The organism is Apibacter sp. ESL0432 (assembly GCF_019469225.1).
Classification (GTDB): Bacteria; Bacteroidota; Bacteroidia; order Flavobacteriales; family Weeksellaceae; genus Apibacter.
The window spans coordinates 752,189-775,600 of record NZ_CP048266.1; the positions used below are offsets into that span (position 1 = coordinate 752,189).

General features: G+C 27.5%; 19 protein-coding genes. 4 read left to right on the forward strand and 15 right to left on the reverse strand.

What is annotated here, in order from left to right; genetic code table 11:
- Positions 1-99 precede the first annotated feature (99 nt).
- Both uvrA and rpiB read left to right on the forward strand, forming a co-directional pair.
- Positions 100-2,922, forward strand: a complete 2,823-nt coding sequence (uvrA, locus tag GYM73_RS03135) for an excinuclease ABC subunit UvrA (RefSeq protein WP_220234109.1) — start codon at positions 100-102, stop codon at positions 2,920-2,922.
- Between the two features lie 402 nt (positions 2,923-3,324).
- Positions 3,325-3,786, forward strand: a complete 462-nt coding sequence (gene rpiB, locus GYM73_RS03140; RefSeq protein WP_105297045.1) for a ribose 5-phosphate isomerase B — start codon at positions 3,325-3,327, stop codon at positions 3,784-3,786.
- Between the two features lie 141 nt (positions 3,787-3,927).
- Here the strand turns inward: rpiB and upp are convergent, their stop codons facing one another.
- From upp to GYM73_RS03180, 8 genes are all read right to left on the reverse strand, one after another.
- The gene (gene upp, locus GYM73_RS03145) at positions 3,928-4,587 is read right to left on the reverse strand and encodes a uracil phosphoribosyltransferase (RefSeq protein WP_220234110.1); all 660 of its coding nucleotides are present in this window, start codon (positions 4,585-4,587) and stop codon (positions 3,928-3,930) included.
- An 82-nt stretch (positions 4,588-4,669) separates the two neighbouring features.
- Positions 4,670-5,341 (reverse strand): DUF4919 domain-containing protein, encoded by a 672-nt coding sequence (locus tag GYM73_RS03150; RefSeq protein ID WP_220234111.1) that lies wholly within the window; start codon positions 5,339-5,341, stop codon positions 4,670-4,672.
- Positions 5,342-5,679: 338 nt separating this feature from the next.
- On the reverse strand, positions 5,680-6,882 hold the full coding sequence (locus GYM73_RS03155) for an NAD(P)/FAD-dependent oxidoreductase (RefSeq protein WP_220234112.1): 1,203 nt from the start codon (positions 6,880-6,882) through the stop codon (positions 5,680-5,682).
- A gap of 85 nt (positions 6,883-6,967) precedes the next feature.
- Entirely contained in the window at positions 6,968-9,475 is a 2,508-nt protein-coding gene (locus GYM73_RS03160; RefSeq protein WP_220234113.1) for an exopolysaccharide transport family protein, read from the reverse strand.
- A 19-nt stretch (positions 9,476-9,494) separates the two neighbouring features.
- Positions 9,495-10,301: a polysaccharide biosynthesis/export family protein gene (locus GYM73_RS03165; RefSeq protein WP_160542355.1), complete on the reverse strand. Its 807-nt coding sequence runs from the start codon at positions 10,299-10,301 to the stop codon at positions 9,495-9,497.
- A gap of 25 nt (positions 10,302-10,326) precedes the next feature.
- Positions 10,327-11,373, reverse strand: a complete 1,047-nt coding sequence (locus GYM73_RS03170; RefSeq protein ID WP_220234114.1) for a polysaccharide biosynthesis protein — start codon at positions 11,371-11,373, stop codon at positions 10,327-10,329.
- Between the two features lie 6 nt (positions 11,374-11,379).
- The gene (locus GYM73_RS03175) at positions 11,380-12,498 is read right to left on the reverse strand and encodes a DegT/DnrJ/EryC1/StrS aminotransferase family protein (protein ID WP_220234115.1); all 1,119 of its coding nucleotides are present in this window, start codon (positions 12,496-12,498) and stop codon (positions 11,380-11,382) included.
- On the reverse strand, positions 12,491-13,612 hold the full coding sequence (locus GYM73_RS03180; RefSeq protein ID WP_220234116.1) for a glycosyltransferase family 4 protein: 1,122 nt from the start codon (positions 13,610-13,612) through the stop codon (positions 12,491-12,493). Before GYM73_RS03180 ends, GYM73_RS03175 begins: the two co-directional genes overlap by 8 nt.
- A 372-nt stretch (positions 13,613-13,984) precedes the next feature.
- Here GYM73_RS03180 and GYM73_RS03185 point away from each other — a divergent pair, with 372 nt between their 5' ends.
- A complete protein-coding gene (locus tag GYM73_RS03185) occupies positions 13,985-14,863 on the forward strand; it encodes a T9SS type A sorting domain-containing protein (protein ID WP_220234117.1) in 879 nt (292 codons plus the stop codon).
- Positions 14,864-14,997: 134 nt separating this feature from the next.
- Here GYM73_RS03185 and GYM73_RS03190 read toward each other — a convergent pair whose 3' ends face one another.
- From GYM73_RS03190 to GYM73_RS03220, 7 genes are all read right to left on the reverse strand, one after another.
- Positions 14,998-15,780, reverse strand: a complete 783-nt coding sequence (locus GYM73_RS03190; protein ID WP_255571014.1) for a glycosyltransferase — start codon at positions 15,778-15,780, stop codon at positions 14,998-15,000.
- 103 nt (positions 15,781-15,883) lie between these two features.
- Entirely contained in the window at positions 15,884-16,924 is a 1,041-nt protein-coding gene (locus tag GYM73_RS03195) for an EpsG family protein (RefSeq protein ID WP_220234118.1), read from the reverse strand.
- 112 nt (positions 16,925-17,036) lie between these two features.
- Entirely contained in the window at positions 17,037-18,002 is a 966-nt protein-coding gene (locus tag GYM73_RS03200) for a glycosyltransferase family 2 protein (RefSeq protein ID WP_255571015.1), read from the reverse strand.
- An 84-nt stretch (positions 18,003-18,086) separates the two neighbouring features.
- Positions 18,087-19,295: a 3-phosphoshikimate 1-carboxyvinyltransferase gene (locus GYM73_RS03205; RefSeq protein ID WP_220234119.1), complete on the reverse strand. Its 1,209-nt coding sequence runs from the start codon at positions 19,293-19,295 to the stop codon at positions 18,087-18,089.
- Positions 19,292-19,618 carry a nucleotide pyrophosphohydrolase gene (locus tag GYM73_RS03210; protein ID WP_160542348.1) on the reverse strand — a complete coding sequence of 109 codons (327 nt, stop codon included), beginning with the start codon at positions 19,616-19,618 and terminating at the stop codon, positions 19,292-19,294. The genes GYM73_RS03205 and GYM73_RS03210 overlap by 4 nt, the downstream gene beginning before the upstream one ends.
- A 259-nt stretch (positions 19,619-19,877) precedes the next feature.
- Complete coding sequence (locus tag GYM73_RS03215) at positions 19,878-20,939, reverse strand: hypothetical protein (protein ID WP_220234120.1); 1,062 nt, start codon at positions 20,937-20,939, stop codon at positions 19,878-19,880.
- A 6-nt stretch (positions 20,940-20,945) separates the two neighbouring features.
- On the reverse strand, positions 20,946-22,385 hold the full coding sequence (locus GYM73_RS03220; RefSeq protein ID WP_220234352.1) for an MBOAT family protein: 1,440 nt from the start codon (positions 22,383-22,385) through the stop codon (positions 20,946-20,948).
- Between the two features lie 116 nt (positions 22,386-22,501).
- On the opposite strand from GYM73_RS03220, the gene xerD reads away from it, so the two are divergent.
- Positions 22,502-23,410, forward strand: coding sequence for a site-specific tyrosine recombinase XerD (gene xerD, locus GYM73_RS03225; protein WP_220234121.1), 909 nt, complete (start codon positions 22,502-22,504; stop codon positions 23,408-23,410).
- Positions 23,411-23,412: the final 2 nt, after the last annotated feature.

The window sequence follows — 23,412 nt, forward strand, 5'->3', positions numbered from 1 at the left end:
ATGTTAACTACAGATTTAAATAAAAAGAAGCAAATTTTCATATCTTTGCGCACTACTTTAATTTAAGTCAGTTAATCAATTAACTTGAGATAACCTATAATGAATCAGGATTATATAAATATTTATGGAGCAAGAGAACATAACCTCAAAGATATTTCTCTTAAAATTCCCAGAAATCAATTAGTAGTAATTACCGGTTTAAGCGGAAGTGGAAAATCTTCGTTGGCTTTTGATACAATATATGCAGAAGGTCAAAGACGATATATTGAAACATTTTCAGCCTATGCACGTCAATTTTTGGGAACTTTAGATCGTCCGGATGTAGATAAAATAGATGGATTATCTCCCGTTATAGCTATTGAACAAAAAACCACATCGAAAAACCCACGTTCAACTGTAGGAACCGTAACAGAATTGTATGACTTTTTTCGATTGTTATATGCCCGAGCTTCGGACGCATATTCATACAAGACGGGTGAAAAAATGGTTACTTATTCGGAAAATCAAATTACTGATTTAATTTATAAAGATTTTTCAGGAGAAAAGGTGTTAGTTTTAGCACCATTAATTAGATCAAGAAAAGGACATTATAGAGAGTTGTTTGCAAATCTTGCTAAAAAGGGTTTTTTACAAGTTAGAGTTGATGGAGAATTATTGGATATTGTTCCGGATATGAAGTTAGACCGTTATAAGATTCACGATATTGAGGTTGTAATAGATAAGCTGATTATAGATACAAAAGAGAATACTCAACGGATCATACAATCGATACGTTTAGCCATGCAATATGGAGAGGGTACCATAATGCTTTTGAAGCAAGGAGAGGAGCAGGGAAAATATTTTAGTCGTAATTTAATGTGTCCCAGTACCGGGATTTCTTACCAAATGCCTGAACCAAACACTTTTTCTTTTAATTCTCCTAAAGGAGCGTGTGAGCACTGTAACGGATTAGGAAGAGTTAAGGAAATCAATATAAATAAGTTGGTGCCCAATCCCAAATTATCTTTTGACAAAAACGTTTTTCCAATTTTTGAAGAACTTAGTCATACCGGATGGATCTTATCTCAAATAGATGTTATCCTAAAAAAGAATGGTTTTACAATGTCTACTCCGTGGGAAAAACTTTCTGATCAAGCAAAAGATGAAATCCTCTATGGAATAAATGATAAGGTTACCTTAGATTTAGATTATGCTCAAATTAAGAAAACCTATAAAGTAAATTTTGAAGGAATCATTGATTATATAACTCGTTTGTCCACCGGAAAAGATGAAGAAGAATCTCAAAAATTTAAAACTCAGGTATTTGAAGATAGAATTTGTCCGGTTTGTGAGGGAGCACGCTTAAAAAAAGAAAGTTTATTTTTTAAGATTGATAACAAAAACATTTCGGAAATAGCCCGTTTTTCTTTACAAAAATTAAGTGAATGGATTCATGAACTGCCTTCAAAATTATCTGAAAATAACCAAATAATTGCTAAAGATTTAATTCAAGAAATTTCCAAGCGACTCAGTTTTTTAGTTGACGTTGGTTTAGATTATCTTAGTTTGGATCGGCCCTCGCAGACTTTATCCGGTGGAGAATCTCAAAGAATACGTTTGGCTACACAAATTGGTTCTCAATTGGTCAATGTTTTATACATTTTAGATGAGCCCAGCATTGGTCTACATCAACGCGATAATATTAAATTAATAGACTCTTTAAAAAAACTTAGAGATTTAGGAAACTCTGTTTTAGTAGTGGAACATGATAAAGATATGATCCTAAATGCAGACTATGTAATAGATATGGGACCATTGGCCGGAAAGGGAGGAGGTGAGGTAGTTTGGGAAGGAAAACCACAAAATATATCAAAAGCAAATACATTAACTGCAAAATATATTAATGGAGAATTACAAATTCCCATACCCGAGGAACGAAGAAAAGGAAATGGAAATCATTTAAAATTAACAGGATGTACAGGAAATAACTTAAAAAATGTAACCCTCGATATACCTTTAGGGTCATTGGTTTGCATAACCGGAGTTTCCGGTAGTGGAAAATCTTCGTTAATAACTAATACATTGTATCCTATATTAAACAAACATTTCTATCGTGCTGAAAAAGAACCTCTTCCTTATAAGAAAATAGAAGGCATAGAATTTTTAGACAAGATTGTGGATGTAGACCAATCGCCAATTGGTCGAACTCCAAGATCCAATCCTGCAACCTATACAGGAGTTTTTACAGATATACGAAACTTGTTTGCTCAATTGCCTGAATCAAAGATAAGAGGATATCAATTGCGCAGGTTTTCTTTTAATGTGAAAGGAGGAAGATGTGAAGTTTGTCAAGGTTCCGGATTGAAATTGATTGAAATGAATTTTTTACCGGATATATATGTTCATTGTGAAGCCTGTCATGGAAAACGATTTAACAGAGAAACTTTAGAGGTAAGATACAAAGGTAAATCTATTTCAGATGTATTGGATATGACCATAGATGAAGCTGTAGATTTTTTCCAGCCAATCCCTAAAATTCATCGCATTATTAAGACATTACAAGAAGTAGGTTTAGGTTATATTACTTTAGGACAGCAATCAACAACCCTATCGGGAGGGGAAGCTCAACGAGTTAAATTAGCTAAAGAATTAAGTAAAAAACAAACAGGAAATACCATTTATATATTGGATGAGCCAACTACAGGCTTACATTTTGAAGATATCAGAATTTTAATGGAAGTAATCAATCGTTTGGTAAATTTAGGTAATTCAATTATTATTATCGAGCATAACCTCGATGTTATTAAGGCAGCAGATTATATTATTGACATCGGATTGGAAGGGGGAGATAAAGGAGGTAAAATAATTGCACAAGGTACCCCGGAAGAAGTAGTTAAAAATAAAAGCAGTTATACTGCAAAATTTTTAAAGGATGAATTATAATTTTTGCTAAATTATTTATAAACAAATTGTGTATTAATTGATCCGGCTACCCTGTTCATAATTTACCTATTTATCTTAATTTCTATCAAGATTTTTAAAATTTGCTTCCGTGAAATAAAGAAATTTTACTTTTCAATAGTATTAATTTTATTAACATTTATTTTTTTTCTTAAGATAATTTTAAGAAATCAATAAAAAATTTTCATCAGATTTTTACTTGATTTTTTTAATGTATTTAATTGTATTGTAATTTTTTACAAAATATTTTTTTGCTAACTTAAAGGTAAAATTATTTACAATAGTGAATAAAAATTAAAATTTATGTTGGTAAACTGCTAAATAGTACTTATATTTGTTAAAGAAATCTTAATAAAGATTTAACTAAAACACACAAACAATATTATGAGTAAGAAAAAAATAGCAATAGGCTGCGATGAGGCAGCGTATGCTTTAAAAATTGTCTTAAAAGATCATTTAGAAAAATTAGGATATGAAGTCAAAGACTTTGGTGCTGAAAAAGGAGAGGTGGTTTTATATCCGGATGTTGCAGCAAAAGTAGCAAAGGCTGTGGCAGCAGGAGAATTTGAAAGAGCTGTGTTAACGTGTGGAACGGGTATTGGAATGGCAATAACAGCCAATAAAATACCGGGAGTTAGAGCAGCGGTTTGTCATGATCCTTTTTCTGCTGAAAGAGCAAGAAAAAGTAATAATGCACAAATTATTTGTTTTGGTGAACGAGTAATTGGGCATGAACTTGCGAAAAGTTTGTTGAATACTTGGTTAGAGTCAGAATTTAGCGGTGGCGGTTCTGCTCCAAAAGTTCAACGAATCTGTGATTACGAAGAAGAATATTTCAAAAAATAAATTTTGAAATTTTAAAAAAAATATTTTTATTTATTTTTAAATAGTTATTAATAATTATTCAATCAAAAAAAGAGTAAGTTAAATTAAACGTTACTCTTTTTTTATTTTATTATTTTAGCTAAAAAAAACAATCCGCTTTATCTATTTGGATAATTTTTTTCCAAAAGCCAAATCACCGGCATCTCCTAATCCCGGTACGATATATTTGTTTTCATCTAATTCATCATCAACAGACGCAATCCATAGTTCTGAATTTTCAGGTAATTTAGTTTTAATGTAATCAATTCCCGGTTTGGAGCCTATGGCTGCAACAATATGTACTTTCTTGGGCTTTCCTTGACTTAATAAAACTTCATAAACATTTGCCAAAGATTCACCGGTAGCCAGCATAGGATCTGAAATTATTAATGTTTTATCTTGCAAAGAAGGAGTTGCCAAATATTCAACCACTATTTCAAATTCTTTATTACTGTTCGGATGATGTCTAAATGCGGATACAAATGTGGTTTCTGCTTGATCAAAAAAATTCATCATTCCTTGATGTAAAGGTAATCCCGCTCTCAAAATAGTACATAGTACAGGTTGCTGGATAATCAATTCTGTAAGCTTACTACCTAAAGGAGTAGTAATGTTAACAGTCTGGTATTCTAACGTCTTACTTAGTTCGTAACCTAAAATTTCACCTATTCTTTCCAAATTTTTTCTAAATCTCATTCTGTCTTTCTGAATAGTAACATCTCTTAATTCTCCTACAAAATGATTTAAAATGGATTTAGATTTACTGAAATCGTGGACTATCATAAATATTATTTTTGTAAATATAAGTTATTTGCACTAAAAGTTTATAAACTAAGTGGTGATCTACAAAGAAGATTCAGTTATTCTATTTAACAGAAGGTTCTGTAAAAACTTCTATATAAATTTTATTTCTTTTATCTTTTTGATATTTCTGCTCTTTAGTCCAAATATCTAAGATAGTAGTTGAATTTAGCTTTTCAAAATTTCTACTATACATTTCAAGATTAATTCCCATATAATTTAAAAGTGCAAATTCATCACTTAATGAAATAACTTTAAAAGCGGTTTCCTTATTCTTTCCATCTCCATAATCAGCAATAGCTCTCATTAATATTTCAGCTTGATTTTTTAATAGTTTTAATCTTTCTTCATTTTCATTATTTTCATTATAACATATAATTAGATTTAAAATCACCGTAAGATTAACCGGATCATTTTTTAGTAATTCTTCTCCTAAAATAACTGCTTTAGTATATTTTTTAGCTGCTATTTGTTTCATGAATTTTAAGTAATTGTTTTTTCCTTCCAAAAACTTAGTATAATATGAAGAATATAGTTTACCATAATAAAGATAATACGATTTAACTTTCTCATTATGGAAGGCAGACGTATTGTTTAAGAATTCAGATATTAATTGATCATAATAATAGGACGAATTCTTATCCGTTACATTATCTTTTATCGATTCAAAATTTATCGGTTGTGTAAATGACAAATTAAATACCAATAGGATTAAAATAGAATAGAAAGGTTTCATGTATTTTGAGTATTAGTTAGTATAAAAATGAAATATAAATATAATTAGATTGATACATAGTATTTTTTTAAGGATATAATTTTTTTTTATTTAAAATGAACGGAAACTTAAAATTCATAGTAGTTAAATTATTTTTTATTAATAAAAAAGCATATAAAATAGTAGCTTGTCGGCACTAACTGTTGTTTGGTATTTAAAAAAATAAATAATTTATTTGGTAAGATCTTTCACATGTTTTAAATAGGTTTCTAATGAAATCATTATTAAAATCTTTAAAATGCTTTTATAATAGTTAGTTCAAATTTTATTTTTTCAATTTACTAAATAAAATTTAAATTTCAATTATATGAATTAAGATGTTGGCTTATGATATATGCTTCGCTCCAACATGCTTGAAAATTAAATCCCCCCGTTAATGCATCAATATTTAAAACTTCACCCGCAAAATATAAATTAGGTATTAACTTAGATTGCATAGTGCGAAAATCAACTTCTTTCAAATCTACTCCTCCGGCTGTAACAAATTCATCTTTATGCGTATTTTTTCCATTAATGGATAATTGCGTATTGGTAAGTGATTCTGCTATTTTATTAATATCTTTTTTACTTAAATCGGCTAGATTTTTATCGTTAATTTGCAGATGTCCTAAAAGATTATTCCAAAATCGATGAGTTAAATGGTATAGTTTTACACTATAAATCGATTTTTTGGGATGATTTTCTTTTTCTTGAATTAATGCCTCTTTTACCTTATCAAAAGTTTCAGAAATCCAATTCACCCGTACAACAAATTTATAATTAAGATTATATAATTCTCGGGCACTCCATGCAGATAATTTTAATATGGCAGGTCCACTTATACCCCAATGAGTGATAAGTAATGGCCCGAATTCTTTGTATTTTAATAAAGGAATATGTATTTCTGCTTCAGGAAAAGAAATTCCTTGTAAATTGTGAATCAGTGGATCATCACATAAAAAGGTAAATAAGCTAGGGACAGGAGGAATGATGGTATGACCTATTTGATTTAGGATTTTCCACATTTTTAAGGAACTTCCCGTTGCAACTACTAAGGCATCAGCATAATATGTGGAATGAGTAGTAATTATTTCAAATTTATCATTTATTTTTTTAATGTTAATTACAGTTGAATTGTAATTAATTTCAATATTTTTTTTGGTTGCTTGCTCAATAAATGTATCTATAATGGTTTGAGAAGAATTAGTTTCGGGAAATACTCTATTATCATTTTCAATTTTTAAATTAACGCCTTTTTGAGCAAACCATTCAAATGTATCAGATGGTTGAAAATGATTAAATACACTTAAAAGTTCTTTGGACCCTCTAGGATAGAATTTTACCAGTTTTTTAGGTATAAAACAAGCGTTAGTAACATTACATCTTCCTCCGCCCGATATCTTTAATTTCTGAAGGGGGCTTTTAGCTTGTTCTAATATAATTGTTTCCCATTTATTGGAATTAATGTTGGATGCTAAAAAAAATCCGGAAGCTCCGCCTCCTATAATGATAAGCTTTTTCACTTACGATTAATTATGTTATATACGAAAATTTTAATGTATATATATTTATAATAAAGGTTGGAATATGTTCCAACCTTTTTGATTATTATTTTTTAAATAAACGTTTTATTCGAGTAAGTAACGAATTGTCATAGTTTTCATCTTCTTCAAAATATCCATATCCATAACCATAACCATATCCGTACCCGTAGCCATACCCATATCCATATCCTCCCGGATTAACGTAATCATTGAATATAATTCCAATGTGGTTTACTTCATCATTATTATATTTCTCGTTAATTCCCTTTAAAAGCTGTTTATACGTATAATTGCAACGGGCAACATAAATTCTGGCATCAGAAAGAGATATTAGATCGTATGCATCAATAACTAAACCAACCGGTGGAGAATCTATAATGATATAATCATACATAGTTCTTAATTTTTTAATCAATTCTTCATTTTCCATACTAATCAATAATTCACCCGGATTTGGAGGTATAGGTCCTGCCGGAATAATATCTAAATTTTCATATTCTGTTTTTTTAATAATGTCTTCTAGTGAATTTGATCCGGAAAGATATCCTGATAATCCGACTTTATTACTAATTTTAAAGTCATCAAAAATTCTAGGTTTTCGCAAGTCCATTCCAACTAAAACCGTTTTTTTACCGCTTAAAGCTAAAACCGAAGCTAAGTTAATTGCTATAAAGGTTTTTCCTTCACTACCTATAGAAGAGGTTATTAAAAAAACTTTTCCCCCCTTCACATCCTTTTCATTATATAAAAACCTCAAATTAGATCTAATAGCTCGAAAACTTTCAGAAATACTCGATTTAGGGCGTGCCAGTACAGCTAAATTATTTTCGGTATTTTTAGGTCCGATAGTACCAATAATTGGGATTTTAGTAACCGATTTTAAATCCGAAATTAATTTTATTTTATTATCTAATAGTTCGATTAAGAACAACAATATAAAAGGAATAACCAATGATATACCTATATATTTATATTTATTTTTTTGAATGTTTGGAGTTATAGGAGCTTGTCCCGTATTTTTTGCTTTATCTAATACAGTTATATCAGAAATTGTAGTAGCTTTCCTCATTTCTGCCTCAGATAATTTATCCAAAAGAGTATTGTATATTCCGTCATTTAGTAAATAACCTCTTTGCGCATTGACAAATAATCGTTCTTTTTCCGGAAGAGATTCAATATCGAGTTCTAAATTACTTATTTGATTATTTACACTTTTTAAATTGGTAGCGAGATCTTTAGATGAATTATCTAGTATGGATATAACCTTATTTTTAGCATTATTAATTTTGTAATTTATTTCATTAATAGGTTCTGAATGGTCTCTATATATTAATAATAAATCTCTTTTTTCTTGTTCTAACGTTTGAACATTTTGCATCAAACCATCTATATTATTATCCGATATCCCTAAAATATCTCTATTCAAATAAGTGTTATTATTGAAAGATGATTTTTTAAAATTATTTAAAGCCTCAATTTTAGATTTTAATTCTTCTCTTTTAAGATCTAAACCTTGTATTTTAGATAAGATAACATTGGTACTAACATCAGATTTTGAAAAAATCTTATTATCCATTTGAACTTTCTGAAAGATAACCGTAGCACTATCTAATTTTCTTTTTGTTATTATGATTTGTTTTTTAATAAAATCAATGGTATTTAAATTAACTTTATTTTTATCTTCAAGTCTTCTTTTTATTAATTCATCTACCGATTTATTTAAGAAATTAATAGTCCCATTTAAACTTAATCCTTTCTTTGTCATAATCATGATGGATGGAAGGTCTTGATCAAAGTCTATAGAAACTAAAGATTTAATTTTGGATACAGAATAATTTATGGTAGATAAGTAAAAATAAAAACTGAGATATGTAATGTTATCTCCAAATCTGCCCCCGTATTCTTTATTTTTAACAAACTTAAATTTTAAATTATTTGTTTGTACCCATGTATTTAAAGGGACAATGAGCTCTTTTACATATTTGTCTTTACGTATATAATAGTTTTCGTTTGTATAAAGAAAACACGTTTCATTTAAGTTATCAGGAAAAGTAAGTTTAAATTTATGATCAGGGAGTATATCCACTTTAATGTCTGTATACAAAGATTGGGGATAATTTGTATCCACTACTATTTTGAAAGGTACATCCACATAGTCAATTTCAGTTGTTTTAAAATTACCTTTTAAATAATAATTTATGTATAGATTAAGCGATTTGACTAAATTTTCGTTGTGAGTTCTGGAAGTCAGTAATTTTTTATAATATATACCTTGCGTAGCCCCTGAATTTCCTCCCCAAATAAAGTTTATGGATTGATTGGGAGCCAGAACGCTTGATGTACCGGAAGATATACTGACTGTAGTAGAAGATTGGTAAAATCGATCAGAAAATCGATTGACAAGAAAAGCTATGGTCCATCCAAATATAAAAGCGATTAAAAACCAATACCAATTTTTTATAAGCCTTCGAATAAATCTTTCAAGACTAAAAAAATTATTTTCTAGAAAATCGGAATTTTTATTTTTTTGTGTTTTATTATGGATAGTATTTTGCTGGTCAGTGGTATTCATGTTTCGATACTAAAATTTATTATAATGTTTTGAAAAATAAATACGTTGTAATTGCCTGAATACCTACAGATAGGAATTGGGTAACATCTCCAATAGTAGTACCTCCTCCTAAACCAGATATTTTCTCTTTTAATGGGTCTATAATAATTTGATCTCCAGATTGTAAATAAAAATAGGGAGAGTTTAGAATATCATCGCGGGTTATATCAAGCACAATGTTTTTTTTACCTTCCGGGTATTCTCTGATGATTCTAATATGGCGCCTGTCAGCGTATCTTGTTAAATCTCCCGATTTAGCTATCGCTTGTAATAAATCGACACGGTTAGACAACTCTGTTTTTTCTCCGGGTGATGCAATTTCGCCTACCATATAATATTTGATGGCTCCTATATTCATTCGAACTTCAGCTTTTCCATCATTATATAATACTTCATTTAGTTTAGACTGAACTAAATCTGTTATTTCATTTAAAGTTAACCCATATACATAAAATTCACCTAATCCATATATGGTTATATATCCATTGGCATCAACGATTAATCCACTAGTTCTTAATCTTCCATCTCCACTGTTAGCACCTCCTTTAAATGCCGTTGTATTTTCTTCACTTAAAAATCGGGAAGCGTTTTTATCCGAAGTGATAAGGGTCATTGCTAAAATATCATCTTTTTTTACCCTGTAGTTTTCATAGATTACCGGAACTAATCCATATTCATTATAATGTAGGTTTTCGCTCGGTTGAAGATATTTTAAATCTTTAACACCGATGCAAGAACATAAAAATAAAGCAAAAGAAATAATAAAAATAGCTTGATTAAATTTCATATAATAACTTAAACTGCAAAAATAGTTAATTTTTTAATATTTGCATAAGATTTGTAATTTCTGTTTCAATATTACTTATATCATAATTATTTAAAATTATTTTTTTATAAATAGATATATTATTTTCAATTTCTTCAAAAGGAAAATATAATTGTTCTTCAAATTTTTCAAAATTTGAAATTCTATTTAAATAAATAATTTTCGGCTTATAGTCGAGATTTAATTTTTGTAAAAATGTGTTTAACAAGTCATCAATATTATAAGAATTCCCCATATCTAGAGTATAAATACCGGAACGGTTAATAGGAGAGGCTATTTCAATTAATCCTCTGGAGGCTTGATATTTGGAAATAAAATATCGGTTCATGTTTTTATTTGTAATAGTAATAGGCAATTGATTTTCAATTTGATATTTAAAGATAGTGAAAACCGAGCCGCTACTATTGAAAACGTTTCCAAATCGAATAATTTTAATTTCTAAAGTGGTAGGAATTTCTTTTTTTATAATTTTTTTTAGAAGATTTAGTTCCGCAATTCTTTTAGATATTCCCATAATATTTATGGGTTGAACAGCTTTATCGGTTGAAATAAAAATAAACTGTTCGACATCATGATTAGTCAACGCAATATCCAATAAATTCAATGTAGCATCTATATTTACAGATTGAGACTCTTCTATGTTATTCTCTAAAATATCAATATGTTTATAAGCTGCGGCATGATAAATTATTTGAATAGAAAATAAAGAAAATAATTTTTTTAATAATTCTTTATTTCTAATATCTCCTAAAAATAACTGTAAACGATTATTGTCAATTTCATCTTTAAATTTTAACTTGATTTTAAAAATTGCATATTCAGAATGATCCAAGATTATAATTTTTTTACACGAACTTTCCAATAATCTTTGTATTAGTACGCTTCCTATAGAACCTCCTCCACCGGTAACTAAAATTACTTTTTGATTTAAATAATCATATTCTTTATTTGAATAATCTATTTTTTTATTAAATAATTCTTCAAAAGAAATTTTTTGATTTTGAATTTTGATTATATCTTCTTTGTTTGGCATTATATTTTAAATATTTTTATCGATAATAGTTATAATCTTATTTAAATCTTCATCGTTCAAATTATCTCCGGAAGGTAGACACAGTCCGTTTTTGAAAAGCCTATTCTCAAAAAAAGAATCACCATAATATGAAAAATTTTTAAAAACTTTATGATTATTTAGTGGATTCCAAAGAAATCTTGATTCAATATTGTTTTTATCAAGCAAACTTTTAATTTTTTTATTTAATGAGGTTGGAAATATAAAAGAGCTTAACCAACGATTAGAAAAGCTGTGATTTAATTCTTTTTGATAGTCTATGGTGAATCGTTTTTCCAGATTTGAAAGATAATAATCGAAAATAAGTCTTCTTCTTTTTACTTTTTTTTCCAATTTATCAAATTGTGCACTACCTAAAGCGGCAAGAATATTACTTGTAGAGTAGTTATATCCTAATTCATTATGTTTATAATAATCGACTTTTTCTTTTGCTTGAAAAGCTAATTTTTCAGCATAGATGTAACTTTTTTTATTGGGTAATATTAGAGCTCCCCCTTGAGAGGTAGTAATAATTTTATTTCCATTAAATGAAATAATTCCATAGTTACCCATCGAGCCTAAAGGCTTATTATAGTAAAAGGAACCTAACGCCTCTGCTGCATCTTCAATGATTATGATGTTATTATCCTTGCATATATCAATTATTTTATCCAATTGTGCAGGCATTCCGTAAATATGTGCAATGATTAAAACTTTGGGTTTTATACCTTTTCTATTTAAATCTTCAATTGCGGAGTGAAGAAATTCAGGAGACATATTCCATGTTTCTTTTTCAGAACCTATAAATACAGGAATAGCTTTTTCATATAAAATAGGAAAAGCAGTAGCAGCAAAAGTAAAATTAGAACATAAAACATAATCACCTTCTTTAATTTCGGTTACTTTTAGAGCAAGGTGAATGGAAGACGTTCCACTATTGGTTAATAAAATATTTTTTTTAAAATATTTAGATAATTTATTAGTAAAATCAATTGTGTAAGATCCAAAAGGTGAAATCCATCCACTTTTTAGAGCTTGAACTACATTTTCTATTTCTGAATGATCAATGTTGGGAGGAGATAAATATATTTTGGTGTTTTTATTCACGTTTTTTGTGTATAATTTTAGTTAATAATAAGGGGAGAAAAGAAAATATGATTCCCAATAATAAAATTATGATAAGTAGTAGATGAACATTAATATGTCTTAAAAAGTAAGCAACTAATATAACTATAGCATTTTCTGCAACTATAACTAACGTAACTTTTTTGTGAGATAAACCTAAACGTAAATATCTATGATGCATATGATTTTTATCTGCATTAAAAGGAGAGCGTTTTTTGTATATACGTATCATAAAAACACCTAACGTATCAATGATAGGAATAATTAAAATGGCAATAACAATTATTGGAGCTGTTTGAATCCAATATACCGGAGTACCGAATGGGTATTGCAATAAAAATAAATTTAGGAATTTAATACCCATAAATGAAAGTAAAAATCCTATAATCATAGATCCGGTATCACCCATAAATATTTTATACCTTTTGGAAAAATTATAATGGAGAAAGGCTAAAAGACTTCCTATAATGGTTAATGCTAAGACAATCATAGGATAATTAATTGATCCCAATCTCCAAAAAGTAATTATGAATGCACAACAAACTAAGATTGCGACACCTGAAGCTAAACCATCTATTCCGTCTATTAAATTGAAAGCATTTATTAAAAAAATAAAAATTAAAACGGTAAATAAAATACTAAACCAATAGGGTAGTAGATTAATACCGAATATGCCAAAGAAATGACCTATTCGAACGTTGGATCCCACAGAAATCATTAGAGCGGTAACAATTTGTGCATAAAATTTTTTATTAGGTGCAACAACTAAGATGTCATCCATTAATCCAATGAAGAATAGAACAATAATTCCGGAAAATAAAAAAATATAGGAAGAAAATAACTCATAAGCACATATGGAAGACATAATCGTAACAGAATAAAAAATTGAAATTCCACCTAAATTAGGAGTTTCCGTGTGATGAGAACTTCTTTCCTTAGGTCTTGCCATTAAATTTTTTTTATAAGAAACTCTAATAATTTTAGGAATAGTCAAATAGGTTAATAAGAATGAGCCTATAAAACCCAATATACATTTTAGATAGAAACTATCAATTCCCAAAAAATACTTAATATTTCTTATATCAACTTCTTCCATATTTACATTAAGTCGAATTAATAACTAACGTTATTGTACAATTATTATGAATCTAACAAAGATATATTTAAAAAGTTAATATTTATAAAGTTTTTTTGTTGAATTAAATAAATTTTTATTTATTATTTTCAAATAAAATGAATTAACACAAATTCTTCTAAAAAAATTGAGTTGAAAGTTTTATATGGGATAATATTAAGTTTATCGTGGAATAATTTATTATTTAAAAAAAATATAAATTAATAATACAATATAAATTAAATGTAATTACTGTTTTTAATTTTATAATATTTAACATTATTTATATATACAAAATAAAATATTAAAAAAATAAATATATATTTGTATTATAAATTTATAAAATATAATAGTATGAAAAAAATTTACTGGCTTTTTATTTTTTTATTTTCAATATTTAAAGCCCAAGTCAATGTAATTGACCTAAGTACCGGACGTTTTGATGACGGTTCCGTTATGCCTATCGAGATTGAGGACCCGGATTGGAAATATATTCGTCCGGATGGTTCAGAACATACCGCTCGTACAAGGCATACCTATTCGGGTTGGTATCTTCCCCAATTTAAAGATAATACTTATAATGAAAGATGGATTACAGGTGCGCCAGGTGATCCGGGCGAAGGGTATTTCATTTATAAAAGTAAATCCTTTGTGGTACCTAAAGGTTCAAAAGCAAACTTAGAAATTAGGACATTAGCTTTTATGAGGCAATGGACCTATGTTGTTAAAGAAAATCCCAATGGAAAAGATCAAGAATTTCAAATAACTCAAACAACCTGGATGAATGATGGAGCTAAAGGATGGTTCAATTCTAGGAATCCATTGGTTGAAAAAGCATTAGAACCAGGAACTTATCACATAAAAGTTAAGATTTATGTGAATAGTAGTAGAGCTAGACAATCTATAAATGTAGCTTCAAAAGTTTATATTTCTCCTTCGGATAAAAGTACATTTAAACTAGATACTAATACGATAGAATCAGATAAAACAAGAATATCAGAAAACTCAATGTCTATTTATCCCAATCCTACTCATGGATTATTTACCATTTCTTTAGAAAATCAAATAGAAGGAGTAATACATATAATGAACTTAAATGGAAATATAGTATATACTAAAGAAATAAAAGAAAAAGAAATCCATGTGGATATTCAGGAACAACCTGCCGGTATTTATATTGTTAAAATTCAAGCGAATCAAAATATAATTACTAAAAAAATAATTAAAAATTAAATTTAGATATTTTAATAAAATGACATCTCCCTGCTATTTTTAGTAGGGAGATTTTATTATTTAAGATTTTAATAGTTAAAATTATTCATTTACTAATCAAATAATAGTGTGTATTTAAGGTATATAAAAGTATATTACATATTGTGATCATTAAGTGCAATACTAAATTTATTATATTTTTTTAACCCATTAAAAGCCCAATGTCCGGTATAAAATAAAGATTTATATAATGGTAGATTTAAAAATTTATGATAAACTAGAAATTGGAGTTTTAACATTAACCACTTATTTCTTGAATAAGAGTTATGTCTTATTCTATAAATCACCATAGGCAAAGTTAATGCTCGTATGTTTTTTATTTTTTTAGATAAGTTTAGGATCATTGCATAATCCTCTCTTCTATAAACATTTGGAAAAAAAATTTTTCCTATTCTTTTAGAATCATATATTAAAGTTGAAATAAATACAGGGCAATTATATAACAGACGATTATAGTTGATAGAATCTTCAGCAATAAAATCAGTAAGTCTGGGATTTAAATTTTCATCAACCCTTTTATAAGAGGTGTATACAGCTTCCTCATTATTTCTTTTTAAGTAATTGATTCTTTCCTCTAAAGCATTAGGTAGCCATATATCGTCACTATCAATATAAGCTATATATCTTCCTTGAGCATTATTTAAACCATGATTTCGAGCAAGAGCTGCTCCGGAGTTTTCTTTTAATGCAATAAGTTTAATTCTTTTATCGTCATATTTTTTTATTATTTCAATAGATTGATCAGTACTAGCGTCATCAACAATCAACCATTCCCAATCGTTATACGTTTGATTTAAAACGGACTCGATGGTATCAACAATATAAACGGCAGAGTTGTAATTTGCTGTAATAATTGAAACGGATGGCATATTATCCATTAGATAATTATTTATTAATTAATAATTTTATAAGTAGCCGATGGCTCTAATATAATTTAAACTTAAAAGATCAAATATTTTTATAAAAAATTTATCGCCTAAATTAATTTTCGTTAATGATTTCATATGGAATAAAATATTTTATATCAACATTTTCACTAAATATAGTAGACATTTTATCGAATCCTAAAGCAACAGAATTAGTCCAAAATCTCCAACTCATCAAATAAATATATACAACTAAAAAATAATATATCATAATCCGATAGCTATTTTTAGAATATTTTATGATCATCGCTATAAGTATAGTCCAAAAATCACCGTATACAGTAGGAAGTCTTATTGAAAATATTGAATTTTCTCGTAAAGAATAGAATAAGAAATAATAGGTTACTACTAAATTTCTTATCATTTTATAATTAGGATTAGTAGTTGTATTACAAATATATTTATCGTTTACTAATAAAATAGTTATAAAAATTAGTTTTACAATATCATTTAATCCCCATCCTGTTCCTTCCAAACTTCGATAAGAATAAAATCCTCCTGTAGCTTCAGATATAAGATCAGATGAAATATTGGAAAATAAATTTTCAAAAATTAAATAAGGTTTAAAAGGAGATATAATTATAGCAAAAATTATGATTAAAAAACAGGAAAAAGTTGAAAGATTTAATCTAGTTATCCAATAGGCCGGAATAAATATTAAAGATGTTTTATGAAAATAATATCCAATAAAAACACAAATTAAAAATTTTAATAATTTTCTTTGTTCAATATATTGATAGGAATATAAACAAAATGCTATCGACACTGCTTGTCTAATATGCCCGGAATCACTAAAAAAATAACTGGGCATAAAAAAATACATTAGCGATAACATAGGGTAAGGAGAATATTTATAATAGGTATATGTTTTTAAAGAAACTGAAATAAGTCCAAAAATGAATAATAATGCAAAGAAGGGCATTTTAAAATACCCCAAAATTTTTGATATTATCACATAAGTTACTTCAATATCTGCATTAAAAACTTTGTCCCATTTTACATATTTATTGATACCCATATATAGCTTAAAATAGGGCCAATAATCGGCACCTTGGGCAACACGTATTCCACACAGAAATATTAAAAGTGAAGACATAACAATATAAGGTACTTTTATTTTAGCCTTAGTACCATTATTGAATATTTCAATATATGAGAAAAAAGTTATTACAAATAAAATAATATAATAGACAGGATGAAGCATTAAATTATAATTTAATTAATTGTAATACATAAAATACTATTTTTTTTAAACTTAATGAACATAGATAATTTTTTTTAAATCTGTTATAAGTAAAAATTTGCTTTTTGGTTATATGTTCACTTGTTATTATTTTTCTGAGTTTAGCAAACATTTGGTTTCTACTAGTTGAATTTTTTACATACGCATAATAGGCTAAAAAACAATAAAATCCTTGAAAGATAATAAACTTATGCCAATCTTGAAGGTTTTTAACGTATACACTTTTAATAAAATCACGCTTGACCATATCTATTGCATCAAACATATTTATACCTTTAATTGTATAGTTTCTGGTTATTGAACCTGTTCTGACTAGATATTGATAAAAATATTTATTAGATTTAGCAACAGTTCGGGCTTTTAAAAATAATCGAGGAATCGTAGCTACATCTTCAAAATGCATATTTTTAGGAAAAGAGATGTCGTTAAATAGTTCCCTTTTAAAAATTTTATTACATGCAAAACAAGACATTTCCCCAAATATTGTGAAATCTTGTGTAAGATCAATCCTTTCAGGAAGTTGGTGTAATTCAGGTAATTTTTTTATTATTTTGCCTTGATCATTTATATTTTGAAGACTACATAAAACTATGTCTGCTGAATGTTTTTTGGCTAGATTGATCATTTCATGTAGCATATCTTTTTCAATCCAATCGTCACTGTCAACAAATGCCAAAAACTCTCCGGATGAATGTTTTATCCCGGTATTTCTAGCTTCGCTTAACCCTTTATTATTTTGAACAATAGTTTTTATATTATCATATTTTAACGCATATTCGTCAATGATTAATTGTGAATTATCTGTAGATCCATCGTTAATAATAATTATTTCTATTTCTTTACATGTTTGATTTATAAGCGAATCTAAACATTTACGAAGATAGGGTTCAACATTATATACAGGTACAATTACAGAAACTTTATAAATCATAGATATATAAAAAAACCAAAGGTACTATTTTAATTTTATATTAAATATTTTATATAAAAGCATTCAAATATTGAAATGTATTAATTATTTAGGATATGTGTGATTTTTTATTCCATAAAATTGCATATCATTCCAGAATTCCACATATGATTTTACAACTACATCCGGATTTTTGATTTCTAAAGGAAACAGTAATTTTAAAGGAGCAAAACTCATTGCCATTCGATGATCATTATAAGTTTCAATTTTTTGATTAGCATTAAAAGAATTGACTTTAAGAAGAGTAAAAGAATTATCAGTAATTTCTACCTTACCTCCGCATTTTTCTATTTCATTTTTTAGTGCAACTAAACGATCGGTTTCTTTGATCTTCAAAGTTTCAAGTCCCGTAATTTTTATAGGAATACGTAGACCAAAGGCAGTTAAAGCTACCGTTTGCGCAATATCAGGACAATCATTCATGTCCAATTCTATAAAATTAGGATATTCAAAATTGGGTTGCTTACATAAGGTTATTTCGTTTGTGTTAAAGGTAGTAGTAATGCCAAAAAATTTTTGATAAATATCCACTGCTCTTCTATCTGCCTGTAATGAATCTTCAAATAAATATTTTAACTTAATAGTTAAATTTTCGCTTAAAGCACATATAGAATAATGATAAGACGCAGAGGACCAATCACTTTCAATTATAAATGGTTGATTTTTTATCTCACTGACCGGGTATATTGTAATTTTATTTTGGTTAAACAAGGTTTTAATTCCTATTTTATTTAAAATCTGGAGAGTCATAGTAATGTAAGGTTTTGAAGTAATTTTACCTTCTAACTCTATAACTAAACCTTTTTCTAATTTAGTTCCTATCAAGCATAAAGCAGTTATATATTGACTACTTATATTAGACGGTAAATTAATAATATTACTTTTAATTCCTTTCCCCTTTATCTCTAACGGAGGATATCCTTCATTTTCAACATATGAAATATTTGCTCCTAACTGATTTAACGCATCCACTAAAATTTTTATAGGGCGTTCTTTCATTCGATGAGAACCGGTAAGGATAGTTTCCCTATTTTCTTGAATTGAAAAAAATGCAGTTAAAAACCTCATAGCTGTACCGGCATGATGTATATCAATGCAATGCTCTTTAGAAGAAAGAGCTTCTTTCATCATTTGACTGTCCTGGCTTTTAGATAGGTTTTGTAATTGTAGAGAATTATTGAACAATGAATTTAATATTAATACACGATTGGTAATACTTTTTGAACCGGAAAGATTGATTGAAATTTCCCTCATTGTAATTTTTTATTGTTATGATGTCTTTCACTGTCGCGTTGAGTAGTCGACTTTAATTTTTTTTGAAAAGCTTTTTCCAAATCAATTCCTGTTTGATTGGCTAAACAAGCTACAACGAAAATAACATCAGCTAATTCTTCACCTAGATCTTTGTTTTTATCGGACTCTTTTTCAGATTGTTCTCCGTATCTTCTGGATATAATTCTGGCGACTTCACCCACTTCTTCAGTGAGTTGAGCCATGTTGGTTAATTCGTTAAAATACCTTACGCCATATGATTGAATCCATTGGTCAACTTGTAGTTGTAAATCTTTTAAACTCATTTTATATATATAGAAACTATAGAAATTATAAAATTTTTTACTTTATCTTTATTATGAACATTATTTTTTATTTATCAATTATTCTTAACTAATAGAGCTCGGATGATAAGATAAAAATGTACTATTATAAATTATTCAATATCATTATTAATAAAATGTATATCTATATTGTACTTCCAATTAATTTTATTATTTCTAGAAAATCACAAAAAAATTAATTTCTTAAATTATTTTCGAAAGCTAATTTAATTATATTTTGTTAATGTTTATTGAGAACCTTACTCAAAATAGGATATAAATCGTTTGCTAATTTTTTAGAGAATAGTTCAGCACCATTGGCATTTAGATGTAACGAATTAAAAAAATAGCTTTTATTAAATGACATAGAGTCTTCTGAATAGTTGAAAAATGGAATGTTATATTTACTTGAAATATCTTTATATATTTTAATTACTTGATTCCTGTTTTTAACAAATTTTTGTCCTTCAATGTATTCAGGAGTATATACTAAAATAATATATATATTTTTACTTTTCAATTCATTAATAATTTTTTCAAATAATAAAATACCCTTTTTATTTATTGAAACTTCGATATTTTCTTCAGAAAATAAGGCTTTTTCTAAGTCATTATTCCAATGTGAATCGATAGGGAGGAAACCTTTAATTCTTCCATCAGGAATTTTAACAACATCATCATTAATTGATAGTAATTTTTCAGTATCCTTTATATTTTTTTCGTTTATTTTTAAATAAAATTTATTAAAAAATGAGTTGCAAAAATTGTTTCCTATTTCAAATATTTTTTTAGCATAAAATGAATCTATATATCTTATTAATGGAAAGTTATAATCATAAAAAGTAAAATGAGGGAATTTAAAGACAGACATTTGCTCTTTAATTTCTTTATGTTCGGGCCAAAATAAATAGGGTGAAAATTGATCCGGTTGATAAATTCCTTCAGGATTACTAAAAAACAAATCATCTAAAGAATAAATTACAACTTTTGGAATTTTATTGAATTTTAAAAATTCTAAATGTCTTAAATTTTGCAACCAAACATGTTGTCCGGCCATTCCTAAATTATAAGAAGTAGTATTAAATTTATTTTCTAAAATAATAGGATCGATATGATTCAGAGCTCTCGAAGAACCATAAATTACGATATCTGAATTTATTTTGCCTTTATAAATATCTTCCCAAACGGAAAAATCACCTATTCCTGATTCTCTGATTTTTTTTGATACGATATAATCTATAATATAAGAAAAAAATATTATAGGTATAAAAAAAACAATAAATTTATAGATGAATTTTATCATTAGCAATTAAAACTGAAAATATATGAATTCTTGAGAATTTTTTTGCCCAAAAATAATCAATAAGATTATTATAAAATAATAAAAGCTCCATCGAAAAATAGTTTTAGATTTATAAAACAATTTTTCAATAGCATAATTATTCTCCCTACCTAACCATTCTACCCCAATAAAAAATATTAAAAGCGGAAAAATAAATATATTTAATGAATTTAAATTCGGTAAACTAAGGAAGACAATCATTCTATTTATATAACTAAATGCTTGATTCAAAGACTCTGCCCTAAAAAAAATCCAAGCAAATGAAGATAGTAAAAATGTAAATAGTATTTTAAAAGTTTCATTAAAACTGGGTAAAATTTTACCTTTTGCAACAATATCTAAATTTTTTCTGTTAGTTTTAAGAACAATAGATGGCATAATAAATAGAGCATTTAATCCTCCCCATACTAGAAAAGTCCAATTTGCTCCATGCCAAAAACCGCTAACTAAAAAGATTATAAAAGTGTTTCTAATTCTCTTAATTACTCCACCTTTACTTCCACCTAGAGGAATATACAGATAATCTTTAAACCATGATGATAAAGAAATGTGCCACCTTCTCCAAAATTCAGCTATACTTCTTGAGAAATAGGGATAATTAAAATTCTTAATCAACTTAATACCAAGAAGCTTTCCTGAACCCAAAGCTATGTCAGAATACCCTGAAAAATCACCATAAATTTGAAATGAAAACAAAATAGCACCTAAAAAAAGAGTTCCACCCGATTGACTCTCATAGGAATTAAAAATTAAATTGACTGCTTTAGCACAATTGTCAGCAATTACTATCTTTTTAAATAACCCCCATAAAATTTGTTTTAAACCGCTTACAGCAAGTTCATAATTGAATTTTCTTTGTCTTTCAATTTGAGGGAGTAAGTGAGTGGCTCTTTCTATAGGTCCGGCAACCAGGAGTGGAAAAAAGCTTACGAATAAGGCATATTCAATCCAATTATGCGTAGGTTTGATTTTTTTGTTGTAAATATCAAATACATAAGATAAACCATGAAAAGTATAGAATGAAATGCCGACCGGTAAAACTATATTTAAAGTTGAATAATGAGCAGTAAAACCCAATTTTTGAATTAAATCAGCAAAAGATTCAATAAAAAAATTATAATATTTGAAAAAACCTAAAAAACCTAAATTAATAGATACACTAACTATTAACCATATTTTTTTTTTTGTTTGTGTATTTGACTCGTAAATTTTGAGTCCACTAGTAAAATCAAGTATTGTTGAAAAAGCAAGTAAAAATAAAAATTTCCAATCCCAACAAGAATAAAAATAATAGCTTGCAAGTAAAACAAATAAATTTTGAATCCTTAAATTTTTATTTAAAATAAACCAATAAATAATAAAAATAGTTGAGAGGAAAATTGCGTATTCAAAAGAGTTGAAAAACATTTTTCTATATTTATTCATCAAAATTACAAAAATGTATTAAAATAAGGATAATTAAATTGCTTATTTAGGTTGATTATTTATTAAAGATATTTTTATAAAATTTTAATTTTGTTACCATGGAGTGGAACTTAGCATTAAATAATTTTCAAGAATATTTATTATTAGAAAAAGGCCTTTCTCAAAATACACAATTAGCTTATATAAGAGATATCAAAAAACTAATAAAATTTACCGACCATGATACGTCCATTACCCCATATACTATAGATAGATTTTTAATTCAAGATTTTATTTATGATTTTGCAAAAAAATCTTCCTCAGCCAAGTCTCAAGCTAGAGTAATATCATCATTAAAATCTTTTTTTAAATTTTTGCAAATAGAAGAAAAAAGGCAAGATAATCCGGCAGAATTGCTCGAAAGTCCTAAAATTGGCCTATATCTTCCTGACGTGCTAAGCCATGAAGAAGTATTAACTATAATACAGTCAATAGACTTATCCCAATCAGAAGGAGAGAGGAACCGTACCATTATTGAAACATTATATGGATGTGGCCTTCGTGTTTCAGAATTAATTAATTTACGACTTTCCGATTTATATTTAGATGAAAATTTTATTAGAGTTATCGGAAAAGGGAATAAACAAAGATTAGTACCTGTATCGGATTGGACGATTAAATATATAAATCTTTATAAAGACTCAATTCGTATTCATTTAAACCCGAAACCTAAATGTGAAGATATACTTTTTCTAAATAGAAGAGGAGGGCAGCTAACACGTGAAATGATTTTTATAATAATAAAAAATATTGCAGAAAAGGCCGGAATCAAAAAGAAAGTTTCCCCCCATACATTCAGGCATTCTTTTGCAACGGTGTTACTGAAAAATGGTGCCGATTTACGTTCAATTCAGCAAATGCTGGGACATGAAAGTATTACCACAACAGAAATATATACCCATTTAGATAATCAACAACTAAGAGATACGATAGAAAAATATCATCCTTTTTCAATTAAAAAGGGCTAATA

Coding starts and splice junctions, on each gene's coding strand:
- uvrA (WP_220234109.1), top strand. CDS start 100: ATGAATCAGGATTATATAAATATTTATGGAGCAAGAGAACATAACCTC.
- rpiB (WP_105297045.1), top strand. CDS start 3,325: ATGAGTAAGAAAAAAATAGCAATAGGCTGCGATGAGGCAGCGTATGCT.
- upp (WP_220234110.1), bottom strand. CDS start 4,587: ATGATAGTCCACGATTTCAGTAAATCTAAATCCATTTTAAATCATTTT.
- GYM73_RS03150 (WP_220234111.1), bottom strand. CDS start 5,341: ATGAAACCTTTCTATTCTATTTTAATCCTATTGGTATTTAATTTGTCA.
- GYM73_RS03160 (WP_220234113.1), bottom strand. CDS start 9,475: ATGAATACCACTGACCAGCAAAATACTATCCATAATAAAACACAAAAA.
- GYM73_RS03165 (WP_160542355.1), bottom strand. CDS start 10,301: ATGAAATTTAATCAAGCTATTTTTATTATTTCTTTTGCTTTATTTTTA.
- GYM73_RS03170 (WP_220234114.1), bottom strand. CDS start 11,373: ATGCCAAACAAAGAAGATATAATCAAAATTCAAAATCAAAAAATTTCT.
- GYM73_RS03180 (WP_220234116.1), bottom strand. CDS start 13,612: ATGGAAGAAGTTGATATAAGAAATATTAAGTATTTTTTGGGAATTGAT.
- GYM73_RS03185 (WP_220234117.1), top strand. CDS start 13,985: ATGAAAAAAATTTACTGGCTTTTTATTTTTTTATTTTCAATATTTAAA.
- GYM73_RS03190 (WP_255571014.1), bottom strand. CDS start 15,780: ATGGATAATATGCCATCCGTTTCAATTATTACAGCAAATTACAACTCT.
- GYM73_RS03195 (WP_220234118.1), bottom strand. CDS start 16,924: ATGTCTTCACTTTTAATATTTCTGTGTGGAATACGTGTTGCCCAAGGT.
- GYM73_RS03200 (WP_255571015.1), bottom strand. CDS start 18,002: ATGATTTATAAAGTTTCTGTAATTGTACCTGTATATAATGTTGAACCC.
- GYM73_RS03205 (WP_220234119.1), bottom strand. CDS start 19,295: ATGAGGGAAATTTCAATCAATCTTTCCGGTTCAAAAAGTATTACCAAT.
- GYM73_RS03210 (WP_160542348.1), bottom strand. CDS start 19,618: ATGAGTTTAAAAGATTTACAACTACAAGTTGACCAATGGATTCAATCA.
- GYM73_RS03215 (WP_220234120.1), bottom strand. CDS start 20,939: ATGATAAAATTCATCTATAAATTTATTGTTTTTTTTATACCTATAATA.
- GYM73_RS03220 (WP_220234352.1), bottom strand. CDS start 22,385: ATGTTTTTCAACTCTTTTGAATACGCAATTTTCCTCTCAACTATTTTT.
- xerD (WP_220234121.1), top strand. CDS start 22,502: ATGGAGTGGAACTTAGCATTAAATAATTTTCAAGAATATTTATTATTA.